19 protein-coding genes are annotated in these 15,704 nt (G+C 33.7%); 7 read left to right on the top strand and 12 right to left on the bottom strand.

The annotated features are described in order from the left end of the window. The first annotated feature begins 84 nt into the window (after positions 1–84). Positions 85–285, top strand: a complete 201-nt coding sequence (locus SLH52_RS07025) for a YlaI family protein (RefSeq protein WP_320208562.1) — start codon at positions 85–87, stop codon at positions 283–285. Positions 286–437: 152 nt separating this feature from the next. Here SLH52_RS07025 and SLH52_RS07020 read toward each other — a convergent pair whose 3' ends face one another. The 3 genes from SLH52_RS07020 to typA all read right to left on the bottom strand — a co-directional run bounded on the left by SLH52_RS07020 (position 438) and on the right by typA (position 3,147). After that, on the bottom strand, positions 438–728 hold the full coding sequence (locus SLH52_RS07020; protein WP_320208561.1) for a hypothetical protein: 291 nt from the start codon (positions 726–728) through the stop codon (positions 438–440). 11 nt (positions 729–739) lie between these two features. Beyond that, positions 740–1,057: a YlaH-like family protein gene (locus tag SLH52_RS07015; RefSeq protein ID WP_214483278.1), complete on the bottom strand. Its 318-nt coding sequence runs from the start codon at positions 1,055–1,057 to the stop codon at positions 740–742. A 248-nt stretch (positions 1,058–1,305) separates the two neighbouring features. After that, positions 1,306–3,147 (bottom strand): translational GTPase TypA, encoded by a 1,842-nt coding sequence (gene typA, locus SLH52_RS07010; protein WP_320208560.1) that lies wholly within the window; start codon positions 3,145–3,147, stop codon positions 1,306–1,308. Between the two features lie 167 nt (positions 3,148–3,314). Between typA and SLH52_RS07005 the strand changes: the two genes are divergently transcribed. Beyond that, positions 3,315–3,500 (top strand): YlaF family protein, encoded by a 186-nt coding sequence (locus SLH52_RS07005; protein WP_320208559.1) that lies wholly within the window; start codon positions 3,315–3,317, stop codon positions 3,498–3,500. A gap of 214 nt (positions 3,501–3,714) precedes the next feature. On the opposite strand, the gene SLH52_RS07000 is transcribed toward SLH52_RS07005, so the two are convergent. Both SLH52_RS07000 and SLH52_RS06995 read right to left on the bottom strand, forming a co-directional pair. Beyond that, entirely contained in the window at positions 3,715–4,515 is an 801-nt protein-coding gene (locus SLH52_RS07000) for an inositol monophosphatase family protein (RefSeq protein ID WP_320208558.1), read from the bottom strand. Positions 4,516–4,800: 285 nt separating this feature from the next. Continuing rightward, positions 4,801–4,995 (bottom strand): hypothetical protein, encoded by a 195-nt coding sequence (locus tag SLH52_RS06995; protein WP_320208557.1) that lies wholly within the window; start codon positions 4,993–4,995, stop codon positions 4,801–4,803. Positions 4,996–5,206: 211 nt separating this feature from the next. On the opposite strand from SLH52_RS06995, the gene SLH52_RS06990 reads away from it, so the two are divergent. Continuing rightward, positions 5,207–5,854: a DUF1054 domain-containing protein gene (locus SLH52_RS06990; protein WP_320208556.1), complete on the top strand. Its 648-nt coding sequence runs from the start codon at positions 5,207–5,209 to the stop codon at positions 5,852–5,854. A 188-nt stretch (positions 5,855–6,042) separates the two neighbouring features. Here SLH52_RS06990 and SLH52_RS06985 read toward each other — a convergent pair whose 3' ends face one another. After that, complete coding sequence (locus SLH52_RS06985) at positions 6,043–6,315, bottom strand: UPF0223 family protein (protein WP_320208555.1); 273 nt, start codon at positions 6,313–6,315, stop codon at positions 6,043–6,045. A 37-nt stretch (positions 6,316–6,352) separates the two neighbouring features. Beyond that, positions 6,353–7,312, bottom strand: coding sequence for a nitronate monooxygenase family protein (locus SLH52_RS06980; protein ID WP_320208554.1), 960 nt, complete (start codon positions 7,310–7,312; stop codon positions 6,353–6,355). A 707-nt stretch (positions 7,313–8,019) separates the two neighbouring features. On the opposite strand from SLH52_RS06980, the gene SLH52_RS06975 reads away from it, so the two are divergent. Continuing rightward, positions 8,020–9,492: an aminotransferase class I/II-fold pyridoxal phosphate-dependent enzyme gene (locus tag SLH52_RS06975; RefSeq protein ID WP_320208553.1), complete on the top strand. Its 1,473-nt coding sequence runs from the start codon at positions 8,020–8,022 to the stop codon at positions 9,490–9,492. 169 nt (positions 9,493–9,661) lie between these two features. On the opposite strand, the gene SLH52_RS06970 is transcribed toward SLH52_RS06975, so the two are convergent. The 3 genes from SLH52_RS06970 to SLH52_RS06960 form a co-directional block, all read right to left on the bottom strand. Continuing rightward, positions 9,662–10,441 (bottom strand): alpha/beta hydrolase, encoded by a 780-nt coding sequence (locus SLH52_RS06970; RefSeq protein ID WP_320208791.1) that lies wholly within the window; start codon positions 10,439–10,441, stop codon positions 9,662–9,664. Between the two features lie 365 nt (positions 10,442–10,806). Next, entirely contained in the window at positions 10,807–10,926 is a 120-nt protein-coding gene (locus tag SLH52_RS06965) for a GapA-binding peptide SR1P (RefSeq protein ID WP_320208552.1), read from the bottom strand. A 347-nt stretch (positions 10,927–11,273) separates the two neighbouring features. Beyond that, positions 11,274–11,573, bottom strand: coding sequence for a DUF3055 domain-containing protein (locus SLH52_RS06960; RefSeq protein ID WP_214479994.1), 300 nt, complete (start codon positions 11,571–11,573; stop codon positions 11,274–11,276). A 160-nt stretch (positions 11,574–11,733) separates the two neighbouring features. Here SLH52_RS06960 and SLH52_RS06955 point away from each other — a divergent pair, with 160 nt between their 5' ends. Further along, positions 11,734–12,162, top strand: a complete 429-nt coding sequence (locus tag SLH52_RS06955; protein ID WP_320208551.1) for a DUF1885 family protein — start codon at positions 11,734–11,736, stop codon at positions 12,160–12,162. Positions 12,163–12,340: 178 nt separating this feature from the next. Here SLH52_RS06955 and SLH52_RS06950 read toward each other — a convergent pair whose 3' ends face one another. Then, a complete protein-coding gene (locus tag SLH52_RS06950; RefSeq protein ID WP_320208550.1) occupies positions 12,341–13,210 on the bottom strand; it encodes a polysaccharide deacetylase family protein in 870 nt (289 codons plus the stop codon). 518 nt (positions 13,211–13,728) lie between these two features. Here SLH52_RS06950 and SLH52_RS06945 point away from each other — a divergent pair. Continuing rightward, the gene (locus SLH52_RS06945) at positions 13,729–14,814 is read left to right on the top strand and encodes an FUSC family protein (protein WP_320208549.1); all 1,086 of its coding nucleotides are present in this window, start codon (positions 13,729–13,731) and stop codon (positions 14,812–14,814) included. Here the strand turns inward: SLH52_RS06945 and SLH52_RS06940 are convergent. Continuing rightward, a complete protein-coding gene (locus SLH52_RS06940) occupies positions 14,785–15,033 on the bottom strand; it encodes a hypothetical protein (RefSeq protein WP_320208548.1) in 249 nt (82 codons plus the stop codon). The two genes, SLH52_RS06945 and SLH52_RS06940, sit on opposite strands and share 30 nt — an antisense overlap. 175 nt (positions 15,034–15,208) lie before the next feature. Between SLH52_RS06940 and SLH52_RS06935 the strand changes: the two genes are divergently transcribed. After that, positions 15,209–15,601 carry a hypothetical protein gene (locus tag SLH52_RS06935; protein ID WP_320208547.1) on the top strand — a complete coding sequence of 131 codons (393 nt, stop codon included), beginning with the start codon at positions 15,209–15,211 and terminating at the stop codon, positions 15,599–15,601. The last annotated feature ends 103 nt before the right edge of the window (positions 15,602–15,704 follow it).

The following is a 15,704-nucleotide window of genomic DNA, read 5'->3' as shown; positions in this document are numbered from 1 at the left end:
CAAAGTTATATATACAATAATCTTACCTTTTTTTGTGGTAAGATAAAACTATAATAAATTATTATTATTTAATGAGGTGCTTTAATGAAAGTGAAATGTGTCCTTTGTGACCAGATAAATACAATTGATGATGATTCAATGCAGGCAAAACGCCTTAGAAACAGACCAATTCATACATATATGTGTGATGCTTGTTATGTTCGTATAGAAGAAAAAACAAACATGAGGCTTGCTACTGGGAATTTTCATCTATACCGTGACAAAAAAACAGAGGACGAGTGGTAGACAAAAAAGCTTGAAAAAGTTGAACTGAACAGGGAGTCAACTCAATAAAGAGTGAAATGAACTAAAACTGATCATCCTTTGCTATACAAAAGGAGCAGCATCCCGCTCTACATACAGAAAAGGTGACTCATAAGTAATGAGCCACCTTTTCTTTATTCATTAGGATAATTAATATACTTTTCAGGTTCTAGTTCAATTTGATCTATCATGACGTGAATTAACTCTATAGGAAATCGATTTTTGAAATCACTTCCATTTTGTGAGTAACTTATATAGTACATGACTTCATCTTTAGTAACAGAAATATTTGATAGTCCATGTTCATCCACTAATATACTTGTAAAAAGTGCGTATGTATCTTGAGCAGCAGAATCATTTTTTCTCGAATCTGCAACGACTTTAATACTTAACCAATTATACAAGGCATCTTGTAACGATTTCATGTTTGCACATCCTAGGAATTAGTATTTGCTTTGTGCTTTTTTGCTTGATTTAATCTAATTTTATATATAATTAAAATAACCGCTGCAAAAAACAACCCTTCAGCCATTGGTAAAAATGCCCCGAAAAAAGTTAACACTGTACAACCTAATGCTAAAAAAGCATAAATCACAATATTTTTTAACAAAGGTAGTTTTTTAGCAAAGCCCAGCTTATATACAACAATACTTAATGCAAAAATCGTTATGTATAATAGCCACATGCCCAATTCTGGATTGTCATCTACTTGATATAATGAGGCAAAAAATGACAGCCTTGAAGAAACATCAATTTCCATTTCAAATCCCTCCTTACATTAAGAAAGCAATATCGCCTCTTCTCCCACAAGAATAGAATCACTTAGTTTAAACATACGTTTTCCATTAGACTAAGGAGGCAATTACTTAGTGGGTCAAGGAATTAAGCCATACGATAAAATTGCATAACATAAGCCAAGTGACTGATACAATTTATAATGCAATTATACCAGCCACAAGACCAATTTCATACTATATTGAAAACGAATAACATGTTTACTATTTAGCTGTTCATTTCAGCATATTTCTTTTTCTTCGCTATTTTCTCTCGCTCATTTTTATTTAAAAGTTTTTTACGCAAACGAATAGATTCAGGTGTGATTTCACAATACTCATCATCATTTAAATACTCTAAAGATTGTTCAAGTGACATAATACGTGGTTTTTTCATCGTTGTTGTTTGATCCTTTGTTGCTGAACGTACGTTAGTCATCTGTTTTTGTTTACATATATTCACAACTAGATCATTCTCACGGTTATGCTCACCAACAATCATACCTTCATATACTTCTGTACCTGGCTCTACGAAGATTGTGCCGCGATCTTCTACCCCCATTATACCATATGATGACGCTTTGCCTTTTTCCATTGAAACGAGAACACCTTGTCGTCTTCCACCAACTTGTCCTTGCTGCATTGGTTGATAGCTATCAAAGGAATGGTTAAGAATCCCAAATCCTCTAGTAAGAGAAAGAAATTCAGTAGTATAACCTATTAAACCACGAGCTGGTACCATGAAAACCAACCTTACTTGACCATTTCCATTATTAATCATATCGAGCATTTCACCTTTACGAGCGCCAATTGACTCGATAATCGATCCAGTATGTTCATCTGGGACATCGATTTGAACACGCTCTACTGGTTCGCATCTTACACCATCGATTTCCCTTACGATAACTTCAGGTTTCGACACTTGTATTTCATATCCTTCACGACGCATATTTTCAATTAAAATTGATAAGTGCAGCTCACCTCTACCAGATATAATCCATGCATCTGGTGATTCAGTATTTTCTACACGGAGACTTACATCTGTTTGCAACTCAGCAAGCAATCGTTCTTCTATTTTCCTAGCTGTTACAAACTTACCTTCTCTTCCTGCAAAAGGGCTATTGTTCACAAGAAATGTCATCTGTAATGTCGGCTCATCAATTCGTAACACCGGTAACGCTTCTTCATGATCAAATGGACAAACTGTTTCACCTACATTTATGTCCTCCATTCCAGACACTGCAACAAGGTCTCCAGCTTTTGCTTCATTAATCTCAATGCGCTTCAACCCCGAGAAACCGAACATCTTTGTCACACGAAACTGCTTCACAGATCCATCGAGTTTCATAAGAGATACTTGTTGACCAACTTTCATAGTACCTCTAAATACTCTACCGATACCTATACGTCCTACATAGTCATTATAGTCTAATAATGCCACTTGAAATTGAAGTGGTTCATCACTATTATCAATTGGGGCAGGAATATATTTAAGAATTCCTTCGAATAACGCCTTCATATCCTCATCTTGTTTTTCAGGGTTTGTACTTGCAGTTCCATTTATCGCTGAAGCATATACCACTGGAAAATCAAGCTGTTCTTCATTTGCTCCAAGCTCAATGAATAAATCAATCACTTCGTCAACAACCTCTTCAGGTCGTGCGAAATCTCTATCTATTTTATTAACTACAACAATTGGTGTTAAATTCTGCTCAAGTGCTTTTTTCAAAACGAATCGAGTCTGTGGCATACACCCTTCGTAGGCATCTACAACAAGTAACACACCGTCAACCATTTTCATAATACGTTCAACTTCTCCACCAAAATCAGCGTGACCAGGTGTATCTAATATATTTATTCGACAATTATTATAATTAATCGCAGTATTTTTTGCTAAAATAGTTATACCACGCTCGCGCTCCAAATCATTTGAATCCATGGCACGATCTTCAACTTGTTCATTTACTCGAAAAGTACCTGCTTGTTGTAATAATTTATCAACGAGCGTCGTTTTTCCATGATCAACATGGGCAATAATCGCTATATTTCGTATATCTTGACGAATAGTCAACGTCTTCAACTCCTAAATTTGATGTTCATATTTTACCTTGACAAAAAACCAACTAGGCTATTATATCACATTCATAGTAGAAAAGATGGATATTTTTCTGTACACTAAAGGTGTAAGTATTAATTAAGCTCAATTTGAGACTTTTTATTGGGGGTTTTTTAACAAATATGAAAAAACTCAACCTCACTATGTTATTATTCGCTATTCTCGCAACTATTTGCATCATGTCTGTCGGAATATTTATTGCTGAACAAAATCTTATTGGTATTATTACAGCGAGTATTAGTTTTGTTTTAGCAATGGGATTCGGGTTTGTGACAAAGAAGAAAATGCGTGAGCAAGGAAGGTTATAACGGAAGGCTTAAGCTCCTACTATCGGTTTTGACAAACTTTAAACAAACTGGAAGTAAATCCATTCCACCCATACGACTAGTATCAAAACGGGTGGAATGGAAATGAGGCTATATGATTGAATATGTGAATTAACAACGTCGTCAAACTAATATCAAGAATTTAACAACGTATTAATAAGACCATTGGAACAGGCCTCGTACACGAAGGGTAGATTTAACCCTCATTCAGTTTATACTTTTGCAACATTCTGTTATGTAAATTGCTACTACTTGCAAATATACTATTTTCTTCTAGAAATGAAATTTCTTCTCCTTTTACAGTTGTTACAACTCCACCTACCTCATTTAATATTACAATACCTGCAGCGAAGTCCCAAGGTGACAACCTCATTGTAATGTATCCATCTAACCTTCCAGCAGCAACATACGCCATTTCTAGCGCGGCAGAGCCATAAGAACGCGTTCCTCTTGCGTCTTTTACGATGGGAGATAGAATAGCATGATCGATGCGCCAGTTTTCTGTTACCCAAGTAGCATTGATTCCAATGATTGCTTCATGGATTGGCGTGTCTTTCAACGGTGATAACAAGATGTTATTTAAATATGCACCATGACCTTTTCTTGCATGAAAAAGCTCATCACTAACAACATCATAAATAAGACCGATCATACCTACACCATTTTCATAAATGCCTATTGAGATACAAAAATTTCTTTGCTGATGCACGAAATTAATCGTCCCGTCTATTGGATCAATAATCCAAACAGTACCATTCAATGTTTTAACTTCATTACCAAATCCTTCTTCACCTAACACATAATGAGTAGCGTATTTGTTGTTTATTTTTTTTATAAAAAATTGCTCTATTTCTCGATCAATATCAGTCACTAAATCATTAGGATTTGATTTTGTATGTATACCTACTTGTTTCGTAAACGAATTGCGTATAACAGTACCAGCTTCTTTGATCCACTTCTTCGCGCTTTGATCTATCTCATCCCAATTGTTACTCATTAAGAGCGGCCTCCCTATTTCATTAGTATAACTTTTACCATTCAGCATACAGAAAACACCAGCTTCATTCAAGCCTTACTTAAACTGTACAAGAAAAACACCAACAGTTATACTAATTGGTGTTTTTCTATGGATGTTTTTTACATGATTGTAGTTACTCCATCTAAGAATTAACTCGGCTAAAGCGTGTAAACATAGCCCCTTTTCTTCTATAAAACAAGGAAAGCCGTTTAATATCCTACTTATTTGGTCAAACAATTTACACTAAATTTAACAAAAGAGCATTTATTTATACCATCCTAATGACACTAATTCTTCTCGTATTTGTTCTAAACGCTTTAAACACTCATTTTTTTCAGGTACATTTTTTTCCACAATGGCTTCATAAAGTGTCAACAACTCATAATCTAATTCCAACCGTAAAACCGCTAATCGCTGTTCATTATCACTACGCTTCAAAGATTTCATTACTTGTTTCAAGTAAATGCACCCCCTCGGTTTATACTGTTAGTACTCACTTCAGAATGATTGTATTTGAATTTGTTGTTATATCTTTATGTTGATCTAGATGTCTATGGAACAAAAATGTGTGTAGACCTATTATGTTAGATAGAATTTGTATACATGATTTATGGTAAAATAAGATTTGTTATAAATTCTTGAATGAAGATATTTTGTAAGGAGTGTAATTATGAATTTTCAAGGCTTTTCAGCAGATGAATTTGAGACTTTTATGATTCCTGAATTAGATGATCGAATGACAGCCATAAAGCAATTAATTAGACCAAAATTTGAATTTATCGGCACCCATTTTGTCCCTTCTCTTACAACGCTAACTGGGAATGAGATGTTTTTTCATGTGGCCAAACATGCTCGTCGAACTAAAAACCCACCTAATGATACTTGGGTAGCCTTTTCAAGTAATGCCAGAGGATATAAAATGCTACCACACTTCCAAGTTGGCCTGTGGGGGAGCCATTTATTTATCATATTTGCAGTTATCTATGAGTACCCATATAAGGAGAACTTAGGAAAAACACTTGCAGAACAATATCATGAGCTTAAAAAACAAATTCCAAACAGCTTTGTTTGGTCAACAGATCATACAAAACCTACTGCCACAGCTCAAGAAAATTTAACTGATGAGCAAATACTACATATGTTTAACAGGCTACAAACGATCAAAAAGGCAGAAATATTATGCGGAGTTCATATTGACAAAGATGATGTGATAAATATAAATGGGAAACAGTTACTTAACACCATTGACACCACTTTTAAAACGCTTATGCCGTTGTATAAATTAGCAACGTCATCTTCCACCGTTCTTTCAAAATAATGAAGATATAATAAGAGTTTGAAGTGTGCTTGAGAACTTTTAGCTTCGGCTTTTTGCCAAGCACATCTGTTGATGCTTGGCCCCATAGCAAAATATTTATAGGGCCAGGCAATATTTACATAGAAGATGATAATTTTTTATAACTTACCCAAATGTACTAATTAATAAAAATATTAACAATATGAGCCTTACATTTTAATAAAGGCATCATTAGTAATAGCTTCTTTTGCCTTTTTTACGGTATGGTATGAGGAGTACCCACTAATTTCTTCAAATTCTTTACATAATTTCTTTTCTTCAGCTTTACTCGGTACAATTTTTTTAAATACTCGATACGCTGCCATAAGTTTTTCTTTTTCAATGCCTTTTTCATAGGCATGTTCGATTGTCTCGAAAAACCTTACTACGTCAACAATTTCATTCGTGTTCCAATCATACGATATTGGATATTGATAATCCAATGGTATTCCCCCTTAATGTTAATCATGTTAGCCTATATTAGTTTCCCCATGTTTGTCGAATTTGTTCTGCCTCATTAATAATACGATCAAAAAGTTCACTTACAGGAGGAGAATCGTTTATTAGACCCATCACTTGACCAGCCCATGCAAAACCTTCATCGATGTTCCCTTCATAGATATAACGTTTATTTGCAGAACCACTTATAAAATCCTTTAATTGATCATAGCCACCATTTGCGCCCTCAAGCTCAACAATTTTTTTCGTCCAATTGTTTGAAATAGCTCGTGCTGGCGCCCCTATGGATCGTTTTATTACAGTTGTCCCATCCTCTGTTCCTTCTATGAGAGCCTGCTTATATACTTGATTAGCATGAATACATTCTTGTGTAGCAATAAATCTTGTACCCATCTCTATTCCCTCTGCACCTAAACTAAGCGCAGCCATTAACCCCCTACCATCACCTATTCCACCTGAGGCAATAACTGGTATAGACACAGCGTTAACTACTTGTGGAATTAAAACGATCGTTCCTGTATCATTTTTCCCTAAATGCCCTCCACCCTCTTGTCCAACTACCATAACGGCATCTGCACCTAATTGCTCCGCTTTAATTGCCTGCCTTCGAGCTGCGACAAGAACAAGTTTTTTGACATCTACACCTTTTAGTTGTTCAAATATTGGCGTTGGATTTCCACCAGTCATAGAAATAACAGGTACTTTTTCGTTAATTGCCACATCAAGCATATGTGAATAACTTCTTCCGTGTTGACCAATGGCAAAATTAACTCCGAATGGTTTATCTGTTCGTTCTCTAACCTTATCTATCTCTTTCTTTAACTCTTCAGGAGTTTGTAATGACATCGCTGTAATCTGGCCTAACCCACCAGCATTACTTACAGCAGCTGCTAAGTCAGCGTAAGCTAAATAAGCTAACCCCCCTTGAATAATGGGATATTTAATTCCTAATAGTTTTGTTATCTTTGTATCCCAATTCAAATGAACACCTCCTATAAATCCCTGTACTATAATTATTTCGCTTTTCGTAGGGCAAAATCCTTTAACATAGCACAACTACGCAATAATATTATATTAAAAAAATGACCTTATTAAATAGTAAATGTTCTTTTGCTAAGGCTTTTTTCGTATAACTTTCTTGTGTTGTTAGCAAATTAGCACCAGAAAAAGTGGCTTTTCATTGTTAGTCATCGTTGCACAGAAGAATAGATGCCACGAACGTTAATAATTTTATTGTTGAGTTGCTATTACGAAAAGCAACAATTGATGTGAAAACAGCCTACTTAATTCCAAACAAGCCTAAGCGTTTTTTATGCCTTTGTGTCCTATCAAAAAAAATAACAATGTATGTAAACTTAACCAGTACTAAAACAAGATAGTTAACATTAAATTATTTGTTTAGATGGTTAACAAAAACCTTTAACTTTCTAATGACTGATAGTACTATGCAACCCTTTCATAAAGTGATATAATTCTTGTGTTTTATGTAAAAACTAATAACTTATTATTAAAGGCTCTTTTCGTAGAACTTGTTGCTAATCTTTCTCTATATATCAGAACAACTCAATTCGTAAAAGTCTATAAAGATGTAAAGAGTGCCACAACCTGTAGTTGTACATGTTTATATATTAGTAAGAAAAACAACACCCCACGCGAAAGCAGCTTATTAAAAGAGGTGCCATAGAAAGTTGTCCCAAAATAAAACACCATTATTTACTGGTTTAGTAGATCATTCACAAAAAAATCCTCATCAATTCCATATTCCAGGACACAAAAAAGGAAAAGGTATTGAACCAGAGTTTCGCTCATTTATAGGTGATAATGCGTTTTCGATTGACTTAATTAATATTGAACCACTTGACGACTTGCATCAGCCAAATGGCATGATCAAGCAGGCTCAACAATTGGCTGCTGAAGCTTTTCACGCAGATTACACATTTTTCTCTGTTCAAGGTACTAGTGGAGCAATTATGGCTATGATCATGTCGGTATGTGGACCAGGAGACAAAATCATCGTGCCACGTAATGTTCATAAATCAGTTATGTCAGCAATTGTGTTTTCAGGAGCCATACCCATTTTTATACACCCTGAAATTGATAAGAATTTAGGTATCTCTCACGGTATTACCGTAGATGCTGTGTCAAAAGCATTGGAACAGCACCCTGATGCAAAAGGTGTCTTTGTAATTAATCCCACTTATTTTGGAGTGGCTGCAGATTTACAACGTATTGTTGAGGTGGCTCATGAACACAAAGTTCCAGTATTAGTTGATGAAGCTCATGGAGTACATATTCATTTTCATGAAAAGTTACCTTTATCCGCAATGCAAGCTGGAGCAGATATGGCAGCAACAAGTGTTCATAAGCTTGGTGGATCAATGACTCAAAGTTCTATACTGAATATAAAATCAGGGCTCGTTTCAGTGAATCGTGTTCAAGCTATTTTAAGCATGCTTACAACTACGTCAACATCTTATTTATTGCTAGCTTCTTTGGATGTTGCTAGGAAACAGTTGGCTACTAAAGGACATGAATTAATAGAAAAATCCATCGCACTTGCAGAAAAAACAAGGGCGTCTATTAATGAGATTAATCATTTATATTGTGTCGGACATGAAATTGTAGGTACAAAAGCGACATTTGACTATGACCCTACCAAATTAATTATTTCTGTTAAAAATTTAGGAATTACTGGACATGACGTCGAAGTTTGGCTAAGAAAACATTACAATATCGAGGTTGAATTATCTGACCTATACAACATTTTGTGTATTATCACTCCTGGGGATACTGAAGATGATACAGAAATATTGTTGCGAGCATTACGCCATTTAGCAGATGAATATTACCATCAAGCAAAATCAACAAATCCAACTACGGTGTTGTTACCCGATATACCATTATTAGCTCTATCTCCTCGAGATGCTTTTTATGCAGAAACTGAAATTGTTCCTTTTGAGGAGTCTGCTGGAAGAATTAGCGCTGAATTTATTATGGTATATCCTCCAGGAATTCCAATTTTCATTCCTGGGGAAATAATAACAAAGGATAACCTAAATTACGTAATAAAAAACCTAGAGGCAGGTTTACCTGTTCAAGGGCCTGAAGATAATCATCTACTTTCATTAAGAGTCATTAAAGAGCATAAAGCTATACGCTAAACTGAGTTAATGAGGAGAGAAATGTTAAACCATTATCAATATTTTGAAAGTCAATTGATCATATAAAATAACAAGTAAAAACGCTCAGTAAACATCTGAGCGTTTATTTAATGTAATATTTTTGCGAAGCTGATTGTACTAAAGCTCCCGTTAGCACAACAAACATTTGTTACTTAATTGTTATGATATCTTGTGGCAAAGCACCTTCCTGTATCCACTTTTCAATCATCTGATTAAAGAAATTAGGATTCCACAAGGATATTCCGTGACCGACGTTAGGTATAATGATCCCTATGCAATTTTTATTATTTGATACTAAATCTGTTGCTGATTTTTTCATTACTGCTTTTTCCTTTTCACCGACAGAAACTAATATTTTTCCGGTTGCTTTATTAAAATTTTTAGGAATTTCAAATGACATATTTTCTTCTAATATTCTGATAAGTGTATCTAATTTCATCTCAGAACTTTCCTTGTAATATGTTTCAAAGTATTCTTTACCAACGTACAATGTTTTCGCTTGAAGTTTTGAAAAAGATTTATTCTTAACTAATGGAAAAGTTAATTTTATAGAAGGTCTAATCATTTTTCTAACAAATGAATTAGGTCTTACTAATGCACTGTTTATGACCGCATAATTTATCAAATTCGGATTCATACTCAACATTTGTATAGTTACTTGTGCACCTAATGAGAAACCAATAACAATTACTTTTTTACCGTTTGCTATTTTTTCTATTAAATCATTTATTTTTTCTGCACTTAATTGAATTGAAAAGCTTTCCGTATAATTACTTCCCCCTTGTTCCGGTAAATCTATTGTAATGCAATGATAATGACTGAAGTATTGAATTTGTTTTTCCCACATCCAACTGCTTACTCCACCACCGTGCAAAAATACCATTAATGAAGCATTCTTATCCCCAGATTCTTGATAATGTAAATCCAGAAAATCCACCTCTCTTTTAGCTTGTTTCTCTTATCTTTTTTTGTAATAAATGAAACAGTCTTCCTCGATCGTTTAAGCCAATCATTTCACAATGTATATTTATTTTAGCATAAAAATTCCAATTTTCTTCAAAAAATAAGTTCACTTCGTATTAAGCGAACTACCTTAGAAAATGATATCTTATTAATAGAAATTTATTTACAATTTCAATCGTTGCTTAGGAGTAACTTCAACCTAAATTATGTAGAGAACAACTGCATACCTATTATGAAACAATAAAAAGGAGACACCAATTCATATGAATTGTGTCCCCAATAACGTTATTTTTTAATGTTATCTCCCCAAAAACCGAACATACTTGTTTGTTAGTTCTCTTTGTGATCTTCGCAACAACACTCAGTACTTTTCCCATACAGTATCGTAACTTTTTCATCCTCATAATGGTCAATTGTACTGTTACACGACTGACATACGATTGTTCCCATCCATCAAACCCCTTTCGTTTTATGACCACTCAAACGACCCCGACAACTGCACAAAATTGAATTATTGAAAGCGTTATCTTTTATTTAATTTAATAATAATATGTCACATATATTTAGTCAAGCACAATTAGTATGTCACATAAAAATAATTATTGCTTTTAATATCTGTAATATAATATTGGCTCTTTTCATAAATTTGGGACTTTTTTTGACTACGGTTGGATTGAAATAAGCGCTATATGAGAAGGAAAGCTACATGCTTACGTTCTATATGATAACTATCAATGCGAAAACAGCCAAAACATAAAGAAAAAAAGATGACAATAAAGTCATCTTTTAAATGAGCACTATTCATATTGGGATTGGAATGGAGATACAGGTAAGTTTACTTTGAAGAATTCAGCGAGGTCTGCTGCTTCATCTTTAGAGTCTAGGCGGAAAACATGGTGTAAATGGTCATGATCCTCAACATCTTTAGGGTCTAGAAGGGTTGAACGCCCAGTTTGCATACATACGACTAACGGTTTTCCAAAAAACATACTTGTGTAAATGATGCCAAAATCATATCTCGTTTCTGTTGTTGTAAAACCGACAAAACGTACCTTAACCGTCTCTTGCTCATCGTATAATTTTTCAAATAGGTTCATAAACAACCTCCTTCAGCAAAATAATATTCAGAATATTATTATAAATCAATTCTAAACCTTTGACAAGTTCATGGATTAATTGTTCAAGAAGTTGTCAACTTCTCAATGAGAATGCTAGAATGTAATCGAACGTGCATATTCAGAATTGGGAGTGAAGAGAATGGCAAACAACGCATACATAAAACTAGTGCCAAAATCTAAGAAACATGATATTACATTAGATGATGTAGAAGACCTGTTTAAATATTATAAAGAGATCACTAACAAAACAGGAAAGCAGCTTGACTGGAAATATGATGATTCAGCCTTTCCTTACAGGATAACAAAGATTAATGATGGCAACAATGATTTATTCCACTTACAGTCTGAACATAAACAATATAAATCAATCATTGTTGGTATAGGTAACGAAAGCATTGAAGACATGGATTCTAAAGAGATACGCCAACAACAATATATACAAGTAAGTTTGTTAAAGCAATCCACACACGGAGACAAGGGGAAAGCTAATGAATTTTGTAAATTTTTAGCTAAAAAAGTTTCTGGAGAATTGCACCTATTTAATGGCAGAACGATCTATTATTATTAACATATGTACAATGCTCATTCACATCTAGATATAAATGAATTTATTAGGTAAGCTAGATTTATAGGTAATCAGGTGGATCCACCCACCTAATTACCTATAGAGTTAAGTTTATCAAAATACGATCTTAGCCCACAACCGAAAGAAAATTATATCAATAATGAATAACTAAGATGACATCTTAATTTACATTTGGATTGATTTTTATTAACGCTGGATCAACCATGTCATAACCGTTCTTTTGTAACTGAATAACAATTTCCTGTAACGCATCGTTTGTCCATTCTCGATCATGCATCAATAAATTCGCACCGTTACGTAGAAGTGGCGTATTTACCATAATATCTAAAATTGACTCTTCAGTCATATATTTTTTGTCAAAGTCGTATCCATATGACCAATTCATTAACACCATATTTTCTTCAGCAACTAGTTGTTTCGAGTATTCAGTATTCACCCCGTATGGAGCTCGAAAAAAATGTGGCCTCATTCCAATTATTTTTTCTATTTCATCATTTAATTTTACAATTTCATCATATTGCTCAACTTCAGATAATTCACTTAAATTATTATGAGACCATGTATGATTGCCTATGGGAAAGCCAAGTTCATATATTTGCTTCAATACCTCTTGCTCTTCTTCACTATCAATAAAATGGCCATTCACAAAAAAGATCGCTTTTACATTCAAGGACTGTAAAGTATGAGCCATCTGCAAGCTGTATTTGTCTGGAGCATCATCAATTGTTAATAATAATACATTTTCATTAGCATCACCTATTGGTTCAACTCCCCAATGATTCGGATTTATTATATATTGGGGTTCTAACTCTGTTATTTCCAATTCCTCAGTGTTATTAAATTCCTCTTCCACACTAGATTTCGTTGTTGTGTTTATGTTTGTTGAATTACTATCGTCTACTTCCGTTATCTCCTCACTGTTTACTTTTTCATTGTCAATTGCGACAGTTTCCTTAGTAACATCACCTTGGCTACAGCCAGTTATGTAAGCAGCAAAAATTGATAAAATTGCAATTGTGATGGTTTTCATTCGTATAATCCTCCAATTATTAAAAATACTCATTAATTATAATATAGTTATATTTTTTTTTCTAAAAAAATAAAAATGATTACCTTATTTCTTATCATTGATATTATAATATTAATGGTAACAACCTGTATGGCCTTTCAAGTAAATTTGAAAAGTATCTCATCAAAACTATCCCAACTGTAAAGATGAAATAAAAAGGCTCTTTTCGTAAAATATTTTGCTTTTTTTACATATAGTTGTGTTATTGATATGTATGATATGATTTTTATAGTCTTTAAAAAAAGAGATGCCCTAAACGTTAGTCATATTCGTATTTAGCCCTTATTACGTAAAGTAACTAATAAACGAAAAACAGCCTTACGTGAACTACACAGTTCTACTACATAAAAACAACCAGAAGGGCTTTATTAGAAATAGCTAATGTGCTATGAATCTAGTTGTATTCGTGACTATACTTAGTGGCCACAACAGCCAAAATTTAACAAGATAAGGTGAACAATGAGACGGAGTTTGAAGAAATGAAAAGATTTGTAAATAAATTCAAAATATTCGGGGGACGAGTCTTTAAGACGGGACTCGCGGTTTTTATTACAGCTTATATATGCGAGTTACTTAACCTTCCGGCTATTTTTGCCGTTATTACAGCTATTGTAACAATTGAGCCAACAGCTGCAGAATCTATTAAGAAAGGTGTCGTTCGCTTCCCGGCTTCAGCTATTGGAGCGGCATTTTCATTAACCTTTACAGCTTTTATTGGTGAAGACCCTCTTTCCTATGCCCTTGCAGCAACAAGTACGATATTATTATGCCATCGATTAAAACTGGATGATGGCATTTTAGTGGCAACCTTAACAGCTGTTGCAATGATTCCAGTGACAGGTGATAATTTTATACTTGCGTTTTTTACAAGACTACTAACAACATCCATTGGCTTGTTCGTATCTACGTTAGTAAACTTGATCATATTACCACCAAAATTCTCTCCAATTATACATAAATCAATTGATAAGCTGTTTGTAGACACAGCTCAAACGATTGAAGTAATTGGTCATGATATTTTAGGTCTTACAAACACCAAAAAGACACAAACTGTTCAACAATTTCAAGCTATAACCAAAAGCTATGAAAAAACTTTACAACTATGTCACTATCAGCGTGCTGAGTGGAAATTCCATAGGCATACTACGAAAGAAATGAGAGATTTTCAAATTGAACATAAAAAATTAACATTGCTACAACAAATACTATTTCACATTGGAAATTTACAACATCTGTCAAATTATAGTATTATAACTAATATAGATAAAGAAAAACTTCACCAAGCATTTATATCAATAAATACTATATTGAAAGATCCGAAGCACCGTATTTCTGAAGAACATTACAACTTAATTAAAGATCTTGATGAAAATTTCAGAAAATGTAAAGAACAAATTGGAGAAACACACACCAAATACTATCATCATTTTCCAAAAGAAACAGTCTTGCTATTTGAACTATTGTCTATACATGATGTGCTGGAAGAAGTTGAACACTTGACTAGAAATCAATCAAAGCGAGATAAAGAATATACGTCAATAAATACCAACAAAAGCCCAGAATAGTTCACGACACAAAAAATATAAAGGGAGGCTAATGATCGTGATTATTATGCCTCTTTTTTTAGACTGCATTGCTTTTTGTGCGATTATATATGCAAAATAGATTAATATAGCTAGTAATATTGACTTTGACACGCGACCATCATGCTGTGACAACCATTCTATAATACTGTATGCACTCCATATGATAAATTGGACCATAAAAACAGTTAAAGTCTTCATATATTATTCTCCTTCTATTAACCCCTTTCTAATACTTATGCAAGACAAGCAACATCTATTTTTCATTTTTGTAACAAATAGATGACATAGTCTATTCCCAGACTTTCACATGCTACAATAGTACTACATATTATAAGAATTTCGATATTAATTACAAAAGAGACATTCACTCATTTTGACTGAAAGAAGTGAACAAATAATGAAGCGTCTTTCTACATTTCTTTTACTGTCATTCATTTTCATTGCATCTTGCCAACAGAATGACACTTCTAGTATCCAAATAAATAAAGATGATTTACAGTTGATGTTTTTCTCAGATGAAAACAATGTGCAAAATGAAATAAATTACTACGATGCTTTACTAGAATTGAAAAAAGAATTTCCACATGAAATTTCAAATATGGTCATTATTTCATCACAAGCAGAAGAGGTTAATATAAGTATTAACCAATACCCAGCACTAGTGATGATGTACGATAACGAAATTATTGCACAAGTCGAAGGTCATATAAGTAAGGATGAGATTATGAATCCGATAAAAGAGGCTTTAGAAGGCAATAAAGAATAAAAAAGGCTGTCATTATATATTCATGACAGCCTTTTTTTATTACACATATTTACGTGTTACTTCTGCGTACTAACAGGTTTTCCAGTTACGTAAACATTCTTAA

Source organism: Cytobacillus sp. IB215665, assembly GCF_033963835.1.
Taxonomy (GTDB): domain Bacteria; phylum Bacillota; class Bacilli; order Bacillales; family SM2101; genus Nanhaiella.
Note: the sequence above shows the minus strand (reverse complement) of the source record. Positions and strands in the feature narration are given on the sequence as shown.